The 19,231-nt window shown below is 44.4% G+C and carries 14 protein-coding genes, 2 tRNA genes and 1 rRNA gene (1 of these 17 running past the window's edge); 14 read left to right on the top strand and 3 right to left on the bottom strand.

The features are described 5' to 3' along the window. Positions 1-22: 22 nt before the first annotated feature. Positions 23-952 (bottom strand): N-carbamoyl-D-amino-acid hydrolase, encoded by a 930-nt coding sequence (locus tag V202x_RS15270; protein WP_145176549.1) that lies wholly within the window; start codon positions 950-952, stop codon positions 23-25. 341 nt (positions 953-1,293) lie between these two features. Between V202x_RS15270 and V202x_RS15265 the strand changes: the two genes are divergently transcribed. From V202x_RS15265 to V202x_RS15250, 4 genes are all read left to right on the top strand, one after another. Beyond that, complete coding sequence (locus V202x_RS15265; RefSeq protein ID WP_145176545.1) at positions 1,294-2,034, top strand: PDZ domain-containing protein; 741 nt, start codon at positions 1,294-1,296, stop codon at positions 2,032-2,034. Positions 2,035-2,393: 359 nt separating this feature from the next. Further along, complete coding sequence (locus V202x_RS15260; RefSeq protein ID WP_145176542.1) at positions 2,394-2,867, top strand: ATP-dependent zinc protease; 474 nt, start codon at positions 2,394-2,396, stop codon at positions 2,865-2,867. Positions 2,868-2,910: 43 nt separating this feature from the next. Continuing rightward, a complete protein-coding gene (locus V202x_RS15255; protein ID WP_145176539.1) occupies positions 2,911-4,143 on the top strand; it encodes a RimK family alpha-L-glutamate ligase in 1,233 nt (410 codons plus the stop codon). Positions 4,144-4,169: 26 nt separating this feature from the next. Further along, complete coding sequence (locus tag V202x_RS15250; protein WP_145176536.1) at positions 4,170-5,291, top strand: succinylglutamate desuccinylase/aspartoacylase family protein; 1,122 nt, start codon at positions 4,170-4,172, stop codon at positions 5,289-5,291. A 90-nt stretch (positions 5,292-5,381) separates the two neighbouring features. Here V202x_RS15250 and V202x_RS15245 read toward each other — a convergent pair whose 3' ends face one another. Beyond that, positions 5,382-6,425 carry a DUF1559 domain-containing protein gene (locus V202x_RS15245; protein ID WP_145176533.1) on the bottom strand — a complete coding sequence of 348 codons (1,044 nt, stop codon included), beginning with the start codon at positions 6,423-6,425 and terminating at the stop codon, positions 5,382-5,384. A 477-nt stretch (positions 6,426-6,902) separates the two neighbouring features. On the opposite strand from V202x_RS15245, the gene V202x_RS15240 reads away from it, so the two are divergent. From V202x_RS15240 to corA, 6 genes are all read left to right on the top strand, one after another. Further along, positions 6,903-7,394, top strand: coding sequence for a carboxypeptidase-like regulatory domain-containing protein (locus tag V202x_RS15240; protein ID WP_145176530.1), 492 nt, complete (start codon positions 6,903-6,905; stop codon positions 7,392-7,394). Between the two features lie 53 nt (positions 7,395-7,447). Continuing rightward, positions 7,448-8,188 (top strand): DUF2071 domain-containing protein, encoded by a 741-nt coding sequence (locus V202x_RS15235; protein WP_145176527.1) that lies wholly within the window; start codon positions 7,448-7,450, stop codon positions 8,186-8,188. 67 nt (positions 8,189-8,255) lie between these two features. After that, positions 8,256-8,705, top strand: coding sequence for a hypothetical protein (locus V202x_RS15230; protein ID WP_145176524.1), 450 nt, complete (start codon positions 8,256-8,258; stop codon positions 8,703-8,705). A gap of 198 nt (positions 8,706-8,903) precedes the next feature. Further along, positions 8,904-10,238 carry a DUF1501 domain-containing protein gene (locus V202x_RS15225; protein ID WP_145176521.1) on the top strand — a complete coding sequence of 445 codons (1,335 nt, stop codon included), beginning with the start codon at positions 8,904-8,906 and terminating at the stop codon, positions 10,236-10,238. A gap of 547 nt (positions 10,239-10,785) precedes the next feature. Further along, positions 10,786-11,229, top strand: a complete 444-nt coding sequence (locus tag V202x_RS15220; RefSeq protein WP_145176518.1) for a BLUF domain-containing protein — start codon at positions 10,786-10,788, stop codon at positions 11,227-11,229. Between the two features lie 243 nt (positions 11,230-11,472). Continuing rightward, on the top strand, positions 11,473-12,555 hold the full coding sequence (corA, locus tag V202x_RS15215) for a magnesium/cobalt transporter CorA (RefSeq protein ID WP_145176515.1): 1,083 nt from the start codon (positions 11,473-11,475) through the stop codon (positions 12,553-12,555). 828 nt (positions 12,556-13,383) lie between these two features. On the opposite strand, the gene V202x_RS15210 is transcribed toward corA, so the two are convergent. Continuing rightward, complete coding sequence (locus V202x_RS15210; protein WP_145176512.1) at positions 13,384-14,961, bottom strand: sialate O-acetylesterase; 1,578 nt, start codon at positions 14,959-14,961, stop codon at positions 13,384-13,386. A gap of 156 nt (positions 14,962-15,117) precedes the next feature. Here V202x_RS15210 and V202x_RS15205 point away from each other — a divergent pair, with 156 nt between their 5' ends. From V202x_RS15205 to V202x_RS15190, 4 genes are all read left to right on the top strand, one after another. Beyond that, entirely contained in the window at positions 15,118-16,062 is a 945-nt protein-coding gene (locus tag V202x_RS15205; RefSeq protein WP_145176509.1) for a polysaccharide deacetylase family protein, read from the top strand. 1,195 nt (positions 16,063-17,257) lie between these two features. After that, positions 17,258-17,331 (top strand) — tRNA-Ile (locus tag V202x_RS15200). 93 nt (positions 17,332-17,424) lie between these two features. After that, positions 17,425-17,497, top strand: a tRNA-Ala gene (locus V202x_RS15195). 607 nt (positions 17,498-18,104) lie between these two features. Continuing rightward, a 23S ribosomal RNA gene (locus tag V202x_RS15190) occupies positions 18,105-19,231 on the top strand; it runs 1,763 nt beyond the window's last position.

Here is a 19,231-nt window from a genome sequence, read left to right as displayed (position 1 = left end):
GAAAGAGTACATCTGGGGAGGATTATTTGTTTTTGTCTGACTGTTGCGTAATTAACTGATAATATTCCACGCGGCGGTTGATGTCAAAATTGAGAATGCCTTCTTTGTAAGGAATGGTTTCGTCCAGATCACAGGTGTGAATGATTAATTCGTCTTTATTGGTTTTTGCTACGGCTCGAATTTCTCCCGAGGGGGCGATCACGCAACTTTCCCCGAGTTGTTCTACACCCTCTTCCCACCCCGTCTTAGCCGCTCCTAAAACCCAGGTACCGTTTTGGTAGGCACCTGCCTGCATACTGAGCTGATTATGAAAACCGACCAGTGGATTGAGTTCGGGATATTCCGGGATCTGCAGTGGTGTGTTGTAACCCAGTAAAACGAGTTCGACTCCCTGTAATCCAAGTACACGGTAGGTTTCTGCCCAACGACGGTCATTGCAAATGCACATGCCGATTTTACCGCCAAATGCATTCCAAACCTGAAAGCCAAGATTACCAACATCAAAATAACGCTTTTCCAAATTTTGAAACGGATTTTTTGGTCGATGCTCTCGATGGCCGGGTAGATGAATTTTTCGATGTTTGCCAACAATTCTTGCATCGCGCTCCACAAGTATCGAAGAATTGTATCGGCGGGTTTGTCCCTGCTCGTCGACGATCTCTGCATAACCGAGACAGAAGCCAATCTTGAGACGTTTGGCTTCATCAAATAGCGGCTGTGTAACAGGGCTCGGCATTTCTCGTTCAAAAAACGTGTCGATCTCAGCCTGATCTTCAATGAACCAATGGGGAAAGAATGCAGTCAGGCAGCACTCAGGAAACAGGACTAACTCGCTACCTTGTTGAGCTGCTTCACGTAGTAAGCCGATCAAACGCTCCACAGCGTCAGCTCTTGTTTGTGTGAGAGGAATCGGTCCCATCTGTGCCACAGCAATCGTAATCGGTCTGCTCATTGTCAACTAAGCTCTTTGCGTTTCGGGCTGTTAATCGTATTAGGTGTTTAGATTGCATGATATCAATTTGGGGAAGTGCGTCCATTGAAGGCCCGAACTCTGTGTGATATCGAACTTTCATTGCTACAACAGATTTGGGAGACGCCTGGCCTCATTTCGCAAAAAATATGACGTTGCAAATAATCAACATTATGCGATTTCTCAGTTTGACATGCGGTTTGCGTAAGCTAGGATAGGGTAAATAGGTTGAGTATATTGGCATTGGGGATCCCCTCAAATCGAGAAGCTCAGCAAACGAATTTTCATGCGTGTCGTAATAGAATGAGAAAAGGGTTACTACGATGAATTTGCAGAAATCTATGTCAGGCAAGGGTTTGCTATGCCTTCTCGCGTTGTTTTTGGTGCTGAGCTATGAATCACAGGCTCAAGAAGGTGCTCCTCAGAAGAAGGCGGCTTCAACTGCCCGCCAGAAATATGCGGCTCTGATGAGCGAGGCTCATAAAGCTCACTTAAATCAACATTATTCAAAATATTACAAAGCGACGTTGGGAATTGTGGCGACTGCCGCTTCCGGGCCATTGGCTGCTCATTTGACAAATGGGGCACCCGACTGGTGGACCGGAGTGGGTACGGACCTGGATGGAAATCCTGGATATGGTGTTGTCATTATGCACGTAGCCCCTGGCTCTCCCGCGGATCAAGCAGGGCTGATGAAGTACGATATCATTTTGTCATTCGGTAAACATCGCCTGGCTTCTGTTCGTCAATTAAATGCCTTGCTTGAGAAGGCACAACCTGGTCAGAAGGTTGCCCTGAAAGTCATTCAAGTCGGTGAGCAAGGCGCTGTGAGTGATGTCGAAGTGACACTCGGTTGGGCAGAACGTATTAACGCACCAGCTAACGGGAATCCTTCACGGGTACATACGCCATACTTTCCACCGGCATCAAGCTTTGGAAACGATGATCAATATCTCATCAATCCTAAAGCCCCTTTGAAGTATCAATATGCTGCTCCCTATGAGTATGCTCCCAAATTGAATCAAGCACCTCCTATTGATTTAGGACCAACTCCGCTTCAATAGTGTTTGGGTCAATAATCCAAAAGATCATAATTCACAGGCTATGCACTTTTTTGTGCATAGCCTGTTTTTTTGTTGCAGGCATATTACTCAATCATAAGGTATCTATCCTTATTTGAAGAGTTATGTTTGTGTCTTCAACACGTGAGAACTAATGTGATGTGAGTGAATTTATAGATCAAAAAGATAATAGCAGTTCAGTAAAGCCTGCGGGTATTAATAACGGTGAGATACCGAATTAAGCTTTTGTTCCAGACAATCTAAATGAGTTCGAACTAGCGAAATCAAGCAAGATGTAGTAAGCTGGGATCCAAGATAAAAGTGGAGTTGCCTCGAAGCGAATCGGACGAGATTACAACAAAATGACTAAGGTTAAGAAGCCTGCATTACCTTCAATTGGTTGGCGCGAATGGGTCAAGCTCCCTGATTTGGGGGTGAAATCAATTAAAGCAAAAGTTGACACTGGAGCTCGGTCTTCATCCTTGCACGCATATGATTTGTATCAATTCGAACGTGATGGGGAGAAGTGGATCCGATTTAAACTCCATCCCGTTCAAAGAAGTACGCATGAGATCGTGCAAACAGAAGCAAAAATTCTCGAATTTCGATCTGTTCGCAGTTCCAGTGGCAAAGCGAGTTTAAGGCCTGTAATTGTCACCAATATTGAATTGCTTGGTCTGAGATGGCCGGTTGAGCTAACGCTGGCGAATCGTGATGAAATGGGATTTCGAATGTTATTGGGCCGCGAGGCGTTTCGGCAGCGATTTCTTGTTGATGCAGGGAAATCTTACTATGGTGGGAAACCCCCACGAAAGAAAAAATCAAAGCGAAGGTAGCAGCTACTTTGCTTTTGTATGAATATAGACAGAAAGAGAATCGATGAAACTTGCCATCCTTTCCTGCAGTCCGAGATGTTATAGTACACGGCGACTCCACGAAGCGGCGGAGCAACGAGGTTTTAAGGGTAAAGTTCTCAATACTCTCAAATTTGCAATTGATTTGAAGCAGGCCGAGCCAGATCTTTATTATAATCAAAAGCCGCTTTCTGATTATGATGCCGTACTCCCCCGCATCGGGGCATCGATTACCTATTTTGGTACGGCAGTCGTACGCCAATTTGAGCAAATGGATATCTTTTGTGCCAATTCGTCCGCCGGCATTTCCAATTCACGTGATAAACTTCGTAGCATGCAGATCTTTAGTCGCCATCAGATCGGGATTCCGCAAACAACATTTGTGCGCGATAAAAAGGATGTGTTACCAGCGATTGAGCGTGTTGGAGGCGCACCCGTTGTTATTAAGCTCTTGGAAGGGACACAGGGAATAGGCGTGTTACTTGCTGAGTCGGTAAAGTCTGCTGAAGCTATTATCGAGATGTTGCAAAGCCAAAAACAAAATGTATTAATTCAGAAATTTGTTGCGGAAAGTAAAGGCCGTGATATCCGGGCGTTTGTGGTCGGTGATCGTGTTGTTGCCGCCATGCGCCGCGTTGCTCAGGGACAGGAATTCCGTAGTAATGTCCATCGAGGAGGGCTCACAGAGCAGGTAGAGCTTGATGATGCCTATTGTAAAACTGCAGTACGAGCCGCGCAAATTATGGGTCTGCGTGTGGCGGGTGTTGATATGCTAGAAGGTAAAGATGGTCCTCAGATCATGGAGGTGAATTCATCACCTGGGTTGGAAGGAATTGAACGTTGTACGCAGCTCGATATTGCTGGGGTGATTGTGGATTATATCTCTGCTCAGGTTGACTTTCCGGAAATCGACTTACGCCAGCGATTAACAGTCAGTACTGGATATGGAGTGACTGAAATTCATATTCCAGAAGGGTCACATTATGTTGGCAAAGAAATCAATCAATCCGGATTACGTGATAAGGACATCAATGTGCTCACACTCTATCGAGGGACAACGGTCATCCCCAATCCCCGCTCTAATAGGGAACTAGAATCCGGTGATCGGTTACTTTGCTTCGGCAAACTTGAATTGATGCGTGATTTGATCCCAGCAAAGACGAGACGCAAACGACGACCGAAGGTTCAGGATCTGCCCGAACTACCTGTTGCCGATGAAGTTCTTTCGGAATCACTTAAATCAGCCACTGATACCTAGCAATTGAATTAAAAGGCCAGTGCTACATGACGAAGTCTCGCGAACGGAAGCCCATTGATCAATGGAATGGAGAATCAATTCCAGCTGGGGAATCGCGCGATGTGAAACTCGCTGTGAGCGAGAGCTACAGCAGTATGACGGTTCGGATCCCCATTCATATTCGCCGTGCAAAAGAAGAGGGACCTGTCGTTTTTGTCACCGCGGCTTTACATGGTGATGAAATCAACGGCACGGGAGCAATTCGTGAATTGATTCAAGACTCAGAGTTTCATCTGCTCCGCGGGTCCGTGATTTTTGTGCCAGTTTTGAATCTTTTGGCCTTTGATCGACACTCTCGCTATTTACCTGATCGTCGCGATTTGAATCGTTCCTTTCCAGGTTCCGCAAGCGGCAGTCTGGCAGGTCGCATGGCACGGATCATCTTTGATGAAATCGTTTCACGTTGTGATTTTGGCATTGATTTACACACCGCTTCTGTACGCCGTACCAATTATCCGAATGTGCGAGGGGATATGACAAATCCTGAAGTGCAACGGATTGCGAAAGCCTTTGGTTCCGAAATCATCATGAACGGGAAGGGGCCTGCCGGCGCGTTTCGTCGTGAAGCCTGTAGTAGCGGCTGTCCCACGATTATTATGGAGGGGGGTGAAGTCTGGAAGGTCGAGCCAGGGATTGTCGAATCTGCGACAAGAGGGGTCAGAAATGTGCTTCGCGAACTTGGAATGCTTGACGGTGAACCACAAAGTCCCGATTATCAAGTCGTCGTTAACAAATCGACCTGGGTCCGTGCTGAACGTGGTGGTTTCCTGAAATTTCATGTGAAACCTGGCGACATCGTCGAAAAAGATCAGCCGCTCGCGACGAATACGACACTGCTTGGTCGGGAACGCAGTATGCTTTATTCTCCCTTTAACGCAGTTGTGATTGGCATGACCACTTTGCCTGCCATTAGTCCTGGTGAGCCAATTTGTAATCTAGGAATGCTTCCCAAAGGAACCAAACCATCGCAAATTCGACGTTTCCGTCGGGAGGAAGCTGGACTTGAGGGACAAGTGGTTGAAGAGCTGTCTACCAATTTGGTTGTTGTCGAACCGAGTGAAGAAGTGCATCAACAAAAGCCAAAACATCAAAAGTCTAAGTCAAATTGATATTTCTGTTGCATTTACAGCAAAAAAGTCTCTCTTTACTTTAATCGGTAAAGAGAGACTTTGAATCAATTCACCTGAATGAGTTCTGATTTAGAACTCACCAACGATTTCTCCTGAGTCTTTTGTTCCCAGCGCGCCCCATGTGCCATAAGGACTGGCAGTGTTTGTGCTCGGACTTGGACTGGGCTGACTTAAATCTCCGGTATCAATGTTTTCAGAGATGAAGCGAACAGCGCCATCTGCCATGAGAGCGTGAACCCCTCCAACGTGGCGACTGGAAGGGGCGAGTGCTGCATGGTGGGAGTCAGCGTTACCATCTGGTCCTTCTGCACAAGAAGGACCATTCGGAGGTAGAATTGTTGTAAATCCACAGCGTTCCGCTTGCCCATCCCAAAGTGATGTGCCATGTCTTCCTTTTACATTGGTTCCGGCAACCCAGTTGGCGCCTGAAACTAAAGTCATGCAAGCTCCTGGATTCGTTTGCGGATCTTGTGACATGGCAATCCCCTCAACTCTGGGGCGACCTGCATTACTTGCATTTGGACCATAGTTTGCGCGCACATGTTCGCTCATGGCGATGGTATTACTGGTTCCATCGGTAATGTCTCGAATTCTTGTGCCCACTCGATTCGGAAACATTCCACGCGAAACGGTACCGTCTCTGACCCCTGTTGCAGAGTCACCCATACAAAACACGTAGCTCTGCGCCCGTATCGTCTGTTTATTACGTCCATCAGAGGGACACATCAGCATGGGTAGAGAAACGTTCCAGACACTCCAACCACTCCAGGCATTAGGGCCAAATGGAGGCTGAGCCGAATCCCCTGCAGAAATTTGATTAAATAAAGGGGCTTGATCCATATAAGGCAGGAGTCCCACAAATCCACTGAGACGATTGCTGTTTGTACTAGTACCTCCTTTTCGGAGGACAAACATCCCAAAAACATCGTGGTAATTGTGCAGAGCCAACCCAAGTTGTTTTAAACTATTCTTACAGGTAGATCTACGGGCTGCTTCGCGTGCCTGTTGCACTGCGGGTAATAAGAGGGCAATTAAAATCGCAATAATGGCAATGACGACTAGCAATTCAATCAACGTGAATCCTTTTCGCCTGTCTTTCGATAAACTTTTCACCAAAGGTTCTCCTTATTTCAAAATAGGATCAAACTCTTCTATTTCTTAAATTCTTAAATCAATATAGAAGCTGGAACTTCTCGCTATGTGCATCTTTATCGCATGTGTAAAACTGATTCGTATCGCTGGAAATTTTGTTTGAGGTTAAAAGCGAAATGCAATATTTGAGGAATGCTGCACTCTTAGGTAAGAAAACGCTTCAAGGTCACCTGTCATAATACAAAACTACTAATGCGTGATTAGTAATTAGTAAATAAAATAATGTATTCCTTTTGGGATGTTGTTATCTAAACAGCTTCAGAATCCTAGTTGAATTCCAAGCAATTTCAACTAACATAATCTCTAGATTAATAAATTTTGATGTGCTTTGTGCAAAACATCCTATGGGTGTTGGTTTTAAATTTCTATAGCCCAACTTAATTAAAATTGTTACTAAATTTGTGAGTTCTTAGACAATTGAGGAAGTGAGTTTTTGTAATGCGTAATGATGTGTTAAATCGAATGAAACAAGTAACCAGTTATATTGCTATTAGCTCGATTCTGCTCTTGCAGGGGTGTGGTGGTGCAGAAGATACACGCCCAGCACGAAATGTAGTTTCAGGTGTTGTAACTTATAATGGTACACCCGTTGAAGAAGCAATTGTTGTTTTCCGACCTGCTGAACAAGCAGGGGGACAGACTGCCAATGGTCGAACTAATGCAGAAGGTGCTTTTACAATGGGGACCTTTGAAGGAACTGATGGTGTCGTCGCAGGAGATTACAAAGTGATGATCTCCAAGATGGAAACAACGGGTTCAAGCGATGCTCTGCCTGAAGATGATCCCAATTATGATCCTAATCCCAAGCCAGAGCCACCTCCCAAAAATCTTCTTCCCGAGAAATATGCCAGTGTAGATACCTCAGGATTAACAGTGTCAGTTAAGGATGGGGAAGATAAGAAAGATCTGAAGTTCGAGCTAACTGATTAGTACATTGAGAGTGACAAACTGAAAACGTCCGGTTTTCTTTTATGGATCCTGTAATGCAAATTCCAGTGATTGAAGGCATTATTGATCGCCGCATCCTGGCGAATTATCGTATCGATCCTGATGTGATGTCTCGTGTCTTGCCAGCCCTTTTTCGTCCGAAACTGATTCATGGATCTGCGATTGGCGGTGTCTGCTTGATTCGTCTCAAAAATGTGCGCCCTCGGTTCTTGCCTTTTTCATGTGGCATTCGTTCTGAAAATGCGGCCCATCGTTTTGCGGTGGAATGGGATTCCGATGGTCAGACGCATGAGGGAGTCTTCGTGAATCGTCGCGATACCGATTCCTGTCTGAATGCATTGGCGGGGGGACGAATCTTTCCAGGTACGCATCATCATGCAGCCTTTTCGGTGGCGGAATCAGAAGATCATTTCTCAGTAGAAATGCAAAGCAAAGATGGTGAAGCGCATATGAAAGTGGTCGGTTCGATCACAGACCATCTACCTGAGACTTCTGTGTTTCCTTCCTTAGCGGCTGCTTCCGATTTTTTTGAGCAAGGCTCGCTCGGATATTCGGCCAGTGATGCCGAAGGCCACTATGATGGGTTGGAATTACGATGTCAGGATTGGGCCGCAGAGCCACTCCGCGTAGAAAGTATAGCATCCAGTTTTTTTGATGACTCTGATCGCTTTCCAGAAGGTTCGGTAGAGTTTGATTGCGCTTTACTCATGCGCGGCGTTCAGCATGAATGGCATAGTCGACAGGATTTATGCTGTCCTGTGACAGTTGAAACATAGTTTTGTCATTTTTCTTCCCTGAATGCAGTCCTCAAGTCAGTTTCATTATCATTCTGGATCAAAGCATATGTCAGAAGAGATCGAAAAGATAGAAAAACAACTCAAAACGATTGCGATTCTCTATTTTGTTTTCGCTGGTTTTACGTTTTTGATGCTTCTGTTTCTGCCACTGCATTACAAAATGATGAGTTTGGTTTCCACTATGGAATTTCCAGTCCGAGAAGGAGAGCCAGATCCTGCGAAAATGTTTGCACCCATGATGGATGTGATGATCTACATGTATCTTGTGATAGGGATTTTAGGAATTATTTTTGCTGGAGTGACACTTTTTACGGGCCTATTTCTATTTCAGAAAAAGAACCGTCTCTTCTGTATCATTGGAGCGGCCATTAGTTGCCTGTCTTTTCCGTTAGGGACAGCACTTGGTATCTGGACTTTACTGATTCTGTTTGATAACAAAACAAAGCCGCTTTTTGAAGGATCAGCAGATTTGAATGAGGCAGATTTTCTGTCTTGAGTCATATGAGAATTATCGGATTGAAAGAGATCGCTGAGAGACAATTTTGTGGTTCAATATGATCGTTTCTTGACTAGGACTTTATTTCGGGTGATAATGAACAAATTAAAGTAAGCTTACTTTCTGCATACCCGGCGATCCTCATCAATTTCTTTCCTAAGAGATTTCACAGTGCAAAAAAAGAAGTTACGACACTTAATGAATTGCGAAGGAGTCTCGCGTCGTAGCTTTGTGCAGGCAGGATTGCTCGGAGCAGGGGGGCTGGGGATAGCCGATCTGCTCAAACTTAAAGCAGAAGGGGCAATTAACCAGAGGCAGCAAGACACAAACGTGATTCTGTTCTGGTTAAGTGGAGGCCCCGGTCATATGGAGACCTGGGACCCCAAACCGGAGGCCCCTTCAGATTACCGCGGTCCGTTTGAATCAATAGCAACAAGTCTGGCTGGCGTTTCATTCGGCGAGTTGATGCCTGAGCAGGCAAAACTAGCTGATCATCTCGCCGTATTGCGAACAGTGAATCACGGATCGGGCGATCATACCAAAGGGAACCATTGGATGTTAACCGGCTTTGAGGGGCCTGCATTCAATGCACCAGACAATCGTGTGCAAAGACGGCCTTCGATGGGTTCTGCCGCTGCGTTTTTGCGCGGTGCCAATCAAAAGGGGATACCACCTTATGTGGGTGTGCCGCATTTACGTGGGGGAACTGATAATCTCTTTCACTATTCTTCTTACATTGGAGGTGGGAGTAATCCGTTTATTGTCAATTCCGATCCCAACACTTCACAGTTTGGTGTCAAAAATCTGACATTAGCAAGAGGTTTGACTTTAGACAGATTGAGGAATCGTCAAAAACTGCTGGGCTCACTTGACGTTTTGCCTCGTTCTCACGAAAAGTCAATTCGTGATCTCGATGAACATCAACAGAAAGCCTTCACACTGCTCTCTTCAAAAGGTGTGCGATCAGCATTTGATATTTCTGCAGAACCAGATGCACTCCGTGACAGTTACGGCAGACATACTTTTGGGCAAAGTGCATTGCTGGCGCGTAGACTGATCGAACATGGAGTCACATTCGTCACGGTGAACTGTGTTCCCTGGGATCACCACGGATCCGCTGGCCGTTATAAAACAGAAGAGGGAGCGCACAAATTAATTCCTCCGCTTGATGCCGCCATTGCAGGGCTCGTGCGAGACTTGATGGATCGTGGCTTATACGAGAAAACCCTGGTCGTCGCGATGGGAGAGTTTGGTCGCACGCCTCGCATGAATCGCTACGCCGGTCGTGATCATTGGGGGAGAACCTTCAGTGTGCTGATGGGGTGCGGTGGTATGAAAATGGGGCAGGTTGTAGGACGCTCCAGTGCTCGCGGCGAACATGTGGTCGAACGTCCTGTCACTCCCCAAGACGTCGCGGCAACCGTTTATCGACATTTGGGAATCGATTCACAACGGGTTGTCATTCATGATCGCCTGGACCGACCGATGCCTTTGCTTGATACTGGTGAACCGGTTGCTGAGTTGTTCGGCTGAAATTTACTGCAACTGCTTTCGTGCTTGCAACGAGTTCTCTTCACGTGAATCAGCTTCTTGAATAAAAAAGCGCGTTGTGCGATTCACTCTTCAAGTTCTTACTGCCTCTAACAATCTATACCGAGAGTTGTCTTGGCAGCAGAATCTGTTAGACAAGTGCTGGACTTAAGTCTTGTGAATTGCGACTGCGCTGCCTGCGTATTATTAGTATGCTCGCACACAAAACTTTGATAAGTGGATCAGGTTGTATTGTTTTTGCTTCACATATGCCAACCGGAAAGATGCAAATAGAACAAACACATATCTGTCTGGAGTCATCAACCGTTAAAAACAGTAAATCTCCTAAAACGGCGGTAATCTTATTGACTTAAATGATCCTACAAAACTAGTGAGAAATCGCTTGAAAGACTGCTGTTTTCGTTGTCATTCAAGTCTTTTCTTCATTTCTTTACCCCATAGTTGTGTAGGGTTTTACCCCATGGTTAGGTAGGTGATTCTACTTAAATGTTTGATCAGTTCACATTGTCAATTTGCAGGATATTTTATTATGCAGCTCTATCAACTTATTTACGTTAGTAAAAGTGCTTATCCAATGTCCAAAACTGACTTGGCAGAAATCTTAAATACGTCTTGTCATAGCAATTCAGAACGACTTATCACAGGATTATTAGTATATGACAGTGGTCATTTTATCCAAGTGCTGGAAGGCGAATACAATGAGGTAGAATCTTTGTTTGCCCATATTCAACAAGACAAACGACATAATCGAGTCAAGCGAATTCTGTCCTGTTATATCAAAGAGCGATTCTTTCCAGAATGGAATATGGGATTTTACAATCTTGAAGAAATGGTAGAATTTGACTTTTTTAAACTGAGAAAGCGTATCGAGTCACTTTATGAAATCTGTTCACCAGAAAAAAAGAAATCACTGGGAATGTATGCATTAAAAATGTTCTTCGAGCTTAAAGAAAAAACAGCCGTAGCAGTCTGAGTTGTGTTGCGATTACCTGACTAGATTGTCTACTTCTTAATAACGAGTATGAGTCAAAGTAAACTCATCTAGAATCTGTTGAAACGTTTTGCTTATAATCGCTGCCTTTAAAACGGAAGACGGTATTCTTGAATGACTTGTCTGCCTTTATGAACAAGTCGCTCTAAGGCACAGTATTAATTCCTCACATGCTTGTGTATGAGTTCAAGAATGCTCATTCGGAAACGTTCAACGAGAAAATTTATGCCTACTTCTTTAAGCAACGCTTCAGAAAAATTGGGAATGCCGCCTGGTTCGCTTATCCATGTGGGTGATATTCAGGAAGAAGACTCGCGAATTTCAGTGATCGATTTTAATCGGACAGAGCTACAGGAGCCAGTTGTAGAAACTGTTGAAGAATTATTAAAATTCAGAGAAAAAGACTCGATTACCTGGGTTTGTCTTGAAGGGTTGAAAAATGTCGAAATTACGGAATTGATTGGACACTATTTTAAAATTCATCCGTTGGTGCTCGAAGATATTCTGAATACACATCAAAGACCGAAATTCGAAGAACATGACGATTACCTCTACATCGTACTCAAAGGATTGTCATTAGATCGGGATGCTGCATCTGTTAATGGAAGTTTCGCTGTATATCATGAGCAGATTAGTATCTTGGTACTTAATGATTTCGTTTTCACATTTAAAGAAAAAAAAGACGATCTGTTTTTACCTCTCGTTCAACGGATTAGAAATGGTAATGCCAGAGTTCGTAATTTGGGTACAGATTACTTGACCTATGCCATTTTAGATATGATTGTCGATCAGAATTTTTTGCTTTTGGATTCGCTCGATGAAAACATTGATGCAGTAGAGGAAGAATTATTATCGAACCCGAATTCGAATACTTTAGTGGCAATTCAACGTATCAAGCGGGAGCTAATTGATATTCGTCGTTCGATTACACCTCTACGGGAATTATTATCCTCGGTTCAGAGAAGTGATACGAAACTCATTGGAGAAAAGTCTCAGATCTATTTCAGGGATGTTTATGATCACGTGCTTCGAATCACTGAGACAACGGATTCGTATCGCGAAATGTTGTCTGGTTTACTGGATATTTATGTTTCCAGTGTCAGCAATAAAATGAATGAGATTATGAAAATTTTGACCGTGTTTGCTTCCATTTTCATTCCACTCACTTTTATTGCAGGAATCTATGGGATGAATTTCGAGTATATGCCGGAACTGAAATGGAAATGGAGCTACCCGGTGATTTGGGTTGTCTTCGTTACTGTTCCCATCTGCTTAATCCTCTTTTTCAAAAAGAAGAAATGGCTCTGATTTTTTATCAGCGCATAACTGCTTTGGTTCCTACTGTTCTTGTATCAACTGTCGGATGTTTATCTCCTGTGAGACCGTGACTTTCGAGTAGAATTCTGAGTGATATTCATAATTGCTTTGTGGTGGTTGTTCACCCTGGCTACCTGGAACGCTCTATTTTGATTATTGTAAGTGGGGGACCGCTTCAATTTGATACTCTGTTTTCTTTGTGCTTTATCTATTTTGTTTTTAGTTTAATGAATGTCTTAAAACATCATTCCAGTATTGTGAATGGCGTTATTGGGTCAAGAGGTGATTGGTGTGTGAACTGCTTCCGATCCCATGATGATCTCATCTGAAGACTTCTCATCAAGGTTTGAAACGTTTTGATAACAGTCAAAAATAGGTGTTCATCTGGAAGCAGTGATATGGTTTCTTCTCAAAAGCTTGAAAAACAAGGGACTTTGTTAGTGATAATAACAACAGGGACAGGAAGTTTCACTATGCAGAAAAAACTCCCACGCGCGCGACGCAGATCGCGCAGTTTCGACAAAGGCAGGGCAGAGTCAACATGAAAAAATAGACCTTACTTTTAGAAATGATGATGTGATTTAAAACCCTTAGAGATGTCAATAGTTTTTCAATCTCAATAACCTTGCGATATTCAATTGAATCAGTAGAAACAGAAATGGGACTCACTTTTCGTGAGAAGAATGATGTTTGTATTAGATGAAAAGATGGAAAGGAACAGCAGTAATTTAAGTTGAACAGAGAACACATTTTAAAACAAAGACGCCTCAGAGAAAGTCTCCCTGAGGCGTTTTGCGTCATTGCGTTTCAGCTTAGTGATTAGTGTTTTCCGGCAGTAATCCCTGTCCAATCATCGGTGCGGAAAGGTGTTAGTGGTAGCCCTTCCTTATTCTGAACATTAAGGATTGGGTTGTCAGCCCAGCCATAACGGACTGAAGCAGGTTTCGCGACCGCATCACTCCAGACTTCAATTTTATTCTTGCCAATAATCTTGGCACTGGCATTCAAAAATTTCTTGTCTGCTCCGGCGATTGTAAATCCTACGGGAGTGTTGATGTCAAAGAGATCCAGACCGCCACCAACATGATCGAAGGTCAGGATGGCTTTGTTACCTTCAACCTCCATCGATTTGTATTGCGGGCTGCGGTAGACAATTTTGACGCCATAATCATTAGCGAGCGCCCAGCGAGCCAGTCGTTTTCCAACATCCAGCTTATTTTTGGGGTGAATGTCGACCGCTTCGCCCAGGTCGATAATCACAGCTTCTCCTGTATTGGGGAGTTTACTCATTGTCATCGTTTGTGCCTCGCGCAGTTCAGCCCAATCGCTGTCGGCTGGTTCTGGTTTTTCACCACGGAAGTCGGCAAGTTGGACCCAGTAGAACGGGAAATCTCCCTGGTTCCATTCATCACGCCAGTTCTGAATCATAAATGGGAACAGTTCACGATATTGATAGGCGCGACCAGCATTGGATTCTCCCTGATACCAGATGACACCTTTGATACCATATCCAATTGTAGGATGGAGCACTCCATTATAAATATTTGAAGGGCGATGATTGCCGGTCAATGGGTTACGTGGAGCACGCGGACGCCTGGGCAGTGGCTTGCCGGCAGACTTGGCTTTTTTAACCGCTGCCTTCCATTGATCCAGGCGTTTTTTGTAAGCCGCCATCGATTTTTCATGATCATAATTTTTTTCGGTTTGTTGCCAGCGTTCCATTAATCCTTTGAATGCAGGTTCTTCTTCCAATCGCTTACGATTGACCCAGGCTTCTGCTGCGGAACCACCCCAGGCATTATCTATCAGGCCGATAGGAACGTTTAATGTCTGATAGAGTTGCCGTCCGAAGAAGTAACCGACTGCGGAAAAATTGGCGACGGTTTGAGGCGTACAAGCTTCCCATTTACCATTAAAGTCGTCCTGTGGTTCTTGTGTGCCGACCTGAGGTACCGATATCAATCGGATTTTAGGATAGTTGGCTGTCATAATTTCAAGGTCAGCATCGTTGGAGTTAGATACGGTCCAGGCCATATTCGATTGGCCTGAGCAGATCCAGACTTCACCAGCGAGAACATCTTTCAACGTGATGGATTCTTTACCTTTGATCGTAATTTCATAAGGACCACCCACTTTCAAAGGATCAAGCGTTACTTTCCATTTACCTTTAGCGTCAGCAGTTGTTGTATGAGTTTGGCCATTTACAGAAACGGTGATCTTCTCACCAGGCTCGGCCCAGCCCCAAAGTGGATTTTTCTGACCTTGTTGAAGAACCATATGATCGCCGATAATGGCGGGAAGTTTCAGCTCTGCTTGAGCCTGACGGTTATTTAAAATGTTCAGACTGGCCAGCATAAGCAAAGCTGCTAAAAGTTGTTTTGCGGGGGGACAATTCATTTGTGATTCCTTGCAGGATGAGTAAAATAGTGAAGTCGAATTGATCGGTGTCTCTCGATATAGCTTGATCGCAGTGAGGGTATTTTTCAAGCGATTCTCTTCAAATCGAAGAATCAAATCTGCATTTTCATTTCTTTTAAATCGGTGTGTGAAATTATGAAAAGACAATGGTACCTCTACTTATCGTTTTTGATTTGTCTGACATATTCCACTTCTGTTCAGGCTGAAAACAAAAAGCCGGATGAAAAGCGTTATGTGATTATTCATGCAGATGATGCAGGAATGTCTCATTCTGTGAATCGTGGAACGATTGAAGGAATGGAAAAGGGAATTGTCTCTTCAGCAAGTATTATGGTTCCCTGTCCCTGGTTTAAAGAGTTTGCTCAGTATGCGAAATCTCATCCCGATCTCGATTACGGAATTCATCTTACATTGAACTCCGAGTGGAAGAACTATCGTTGGGGTCCCGTTGCTTCGCGCGATCAGGTTCCCAGCCTGCTTGATAAAGAGAATTATCTCTGGGACAATGTGGGTCAGGTGATGGCGCATGTGAATGTGAAAGATGCTGAAAAAGAGTTGCGTGCTCAAATTGAACGTGCCAAAAAATTCGGCGTGCCACTCACACACCTTGATACTCATATGGGGGCTGTTGTGAGCCGTCCCGACTTACTGGAAATGTACGTGAACCTGGGGATTGAGTATGACTTGCCAGTTTTGTTTGTAGCAAATCTCGACCCCAAGAAATACGGTTTGATTGCAAAGAAAGGGCTGGAGCTCAAAGCGGTTCTTGAAAAGAACGGATTGCCCGTACTCGATGAATTAGTTCAGTTCTATGGCGAGCGCGATTATGAGAAGCGAAAAAATGCCTATTTGGAAACGCTACGCAATCTTAAGCCAGGGGTGACACAGATCATTATTCACTGTGGCTTTGACAATCAGGAATTGCAAAATATCACAAGTAGTTCCTCAAGGCGTGACGGAGACCGTCGTGTTTTTACCGATCCTAACGTCATGAACGAGGTCAAAGAACTGGGGATTGAAGTCATAACCTGGAAGCAATTTCATGAAATGGCTCGAAAACAAGTTACAAGCGCTCAATAAACGTGGTTGTTGATTTCACCAATTTCTTAGTTGGTTACAGTTGCTATGCGATGTTATTAATTACAAAGTGATTGGACCATTACCGCCAAAGTTTAACCTGATTCGAAAAAAATCCCTTGTAGACCGCACACGCTGCCTACAAGGGATCAGTTTTGAGATCGATTTTAACGATCTCGTCCAGGAACTTACGTTTGGATGCTATTTTCCACTGCTTCTACTGTGCAGCATTTTGCACCTGATTCACAGCAGGAACGCTGAGTCTCACAGCATTCTTTCTCTGCTATGCAACATTCTAGTGCCTGCTCACAACAGTCCAAACTTTGTTGGCAACAATTCGGTTTGGCATCTGCTTGGCAGCATGCAAGATTTGCTTGACAGCATTTCAGATTCAGGTCGCAACAGTTTTGACTCGCAGGTTGAGTGCTTGCTGTTGCTGCTGTCATTCCCAGTCCGACTGATAAAAGGCTCGCAATCATTACTTTTGAAAACATAGTAGTACTCCTCGTGTGAATTGATGAGTTAAAAAATACTGATTTAAATAGTTGAAATGTTTTAGAATTCCACTTCAACGAATCAGCAAATCCACACGCAATGCATTAGATGCAAAGGCCGAGACTGGTCAGAAGGACCGTGGTTACCAACAGCATGTCTTGTTTCAGTCTGAATTGTCTTCAACTGAGAATTGCTGGAATAGAGGGGTGTCTTATGTGAGTCAATTTTCGCTTTCGTTACATTTGTGAAGACGTTCGTATCGCAGCATGCGCAGTTATTAGTTATGGGGTTAACTGGTGCGGGAGGCTGCTCATTTTGATTGGTCTTTGGAACGCAGCAGTTCTGTTTCGCGGTGATGAAATTTGACTCTAGCTGTTCATTATCCGCACAACACCATTTCATAGGCACCATGAGACTGGTAACTAAGATAAGTGATAGACAGATTTTAAATAAGTGGTCAAACATCGTCTGAAGGCTCAAGTGAACAGAAAAAAACGTTAGTAAAACCCTTCTGGAGCATACTACGGGTTAGTGACAGTTTCTGTTGGGATATTTCTCGCAAAAAGGGTCTTGAGCTTCAGCGAACTTATTCAGCTGGAGTGTGTCAAAATCCCGTGAAGAAAAAGTAATTTTTTGTAAAACTAGTGCCGAAAGAGACTTTACAGCACGGACTTGAGAGGACAGAATACGCGTCCTCTTATTGGGGCGTATAGCTCAGTTGGTTAGAGCGCAGCTCTGATAAAGCTGAGGTCCGTGGTTCGAATCCACGTACGCCCATTATCTTAAACTTTAAGAGGAAACCTCTCTCATTTTGTAATTTTATGTTGCATGATTGAGGTTTGCCGGCAATAGTATTGTTGGCGTCTGTTGGGGGACGTAGCTCAATTGGGAGAGCGCCGCCCTTGCAAGGCGGAGGTTGCCGGTTCGATCCCGGTCGTCTCCATTAGTTTTTTAGTGCAGATACGGTATTTTTCAGCTTCTGAAGATAGCCAAATCTGACTTTCAAACTTTCCAAAAACTTTCAGGGAATTTTTTCTCCCTGGGTTGACGGGTGGTTTCTAACTGATTAAGATCCCGCTCCTTCACTTGGTTGAGGTTTTGCTGTTGCCAAGTGGTTGTCGTGAAAGAGGTTGCAGCAAAAAGATTTGAGGAAGTTTAAAAAAGTTTGACTGATTCGTTTCTTGGACGGTTGACTTTCTGAGGGGCGGTTATAAGATTACTCTCTCGGCTGACTTAAGTCGATTGAATCAGCTTCAGCAGTGCTGGGTCTGATTCAGCTGATTTTGGTTGGCTGTTTTTCTCTGAGGATAACTTAGAGAGACAACGATCTTTGACAATTTGGTAAAAGTAATAAGTGGCATCTATAAAACGATAGAGTTCTCAAGTTGCGATATTTGTTCTTCGGAACAGTATTGCTAACCGAGATTTGTTCTTAGGCAAATCGAACTCAACTGCAAGGCAATTTATGCAAGCTTTGTGAATTGAGATCGGGTTGTAATGTTTTTGGCTCCCGCTGGTCAATGTGATTGGTGTGAGGTAAAAATTATTACGGCTAAACTACTAAGGGCGTATGGGGGATGTCTTGGCATCAGATGGCGATGAAGGGCGTGGAAGACTGCGATAATCTTGGGGAAGTTGTCAAACGAGCGTTGATCCCGAGGTTCCTGAATTATCATATGCTGAATACATAGGTATATGAGGCGTACGCGGCGAACTGAAACATCTCAGTAACCGCAGGAAAGGAAAGCAACAGCGACTTCGTGAGTAGCGGCGAGCGAAAGCGAATCTAGCCTAAACCGTCTTGCTTCGGCTTGACGGGGTTGTGGGGCTTGTCATTGTGAAGTTACAAAACTGTTTATTAGAAGAATTCGTTGGAAAGCGAAACCATAGAGGGTGACAGTCCCGTATTCGAAAGTAATCAGACTTCCGACAGGTACCCGAGTAGGTCCGGCCACGTGGAATCCGGATTGAATCTGGGAGGTCCATCTCCTAAGGCTAAGTATTCTCTGATGACCGATAGTGAAAAGTAGGGTGACCGAAAGATGAAAAGAACCCCTGTTAGGGGAGGGAAAGAACCTGAAACCATACGCTTACAAGCTGTCGGAGCACGATTATCTTCGGATACGTGTGACGGCGTGCCTTTTGCATAATGATCCGGCGAGTTACCGTCAATGGCTCGATTAAGGCCTTCCGGGCCGAAGTCTCAGCGAAAGCGAGTCTGAATAGGGCGTTTTGTCAGTGGCGGTAGACGCGAAACCAGGTGAACTACCCATGAGCAGGTTGAAGCGCGGGTAAGACTGCGTGGAGGACCGAACCCACCTAGGTTGAAAACTGGGGGGATGACTTGTGGGGAGGAGTAAAAGTCTAATCAAACCTGGAGATAGCTCGTTCTCTCCGAAATAGCTTTAGGGCTAGCCTTGAGTTAACTACGTAATGGGGGTAGAGCACTGATTTGGACTGGGGGGCTTCCCGCCTACCCACCCTAGTTAAACTCCGAATACCATTGCGACTATCTCAGGAGTCAGTCCACGAGGGAGAAGCTTCGTGGTCGAGAGGGAAACAACCCAGATCGCCTGCTAAGGTCCCAAAGTCTTGCTAAGTCACTAAGGATGTTAGGATACTGTGACAGCCAGGATGTTGGCTTAGAAGCAGCCATCATTTAAAAAGTGCGTAATAG

The sequence above is a fragment of the Gimesia aquarii genome, from assembly GCF_007748175.1.
Lineage (GTDB): Bacteria > Planctomycetota > Planctomycetia > Planctomycetales > Planctomycetaceae > Gimesia > Gimesia aquarii_A.
Note: the sequence above shows the minus strand (reverse complement) of the source record. Positions and strands in the feature narration are given on the sequence as shown.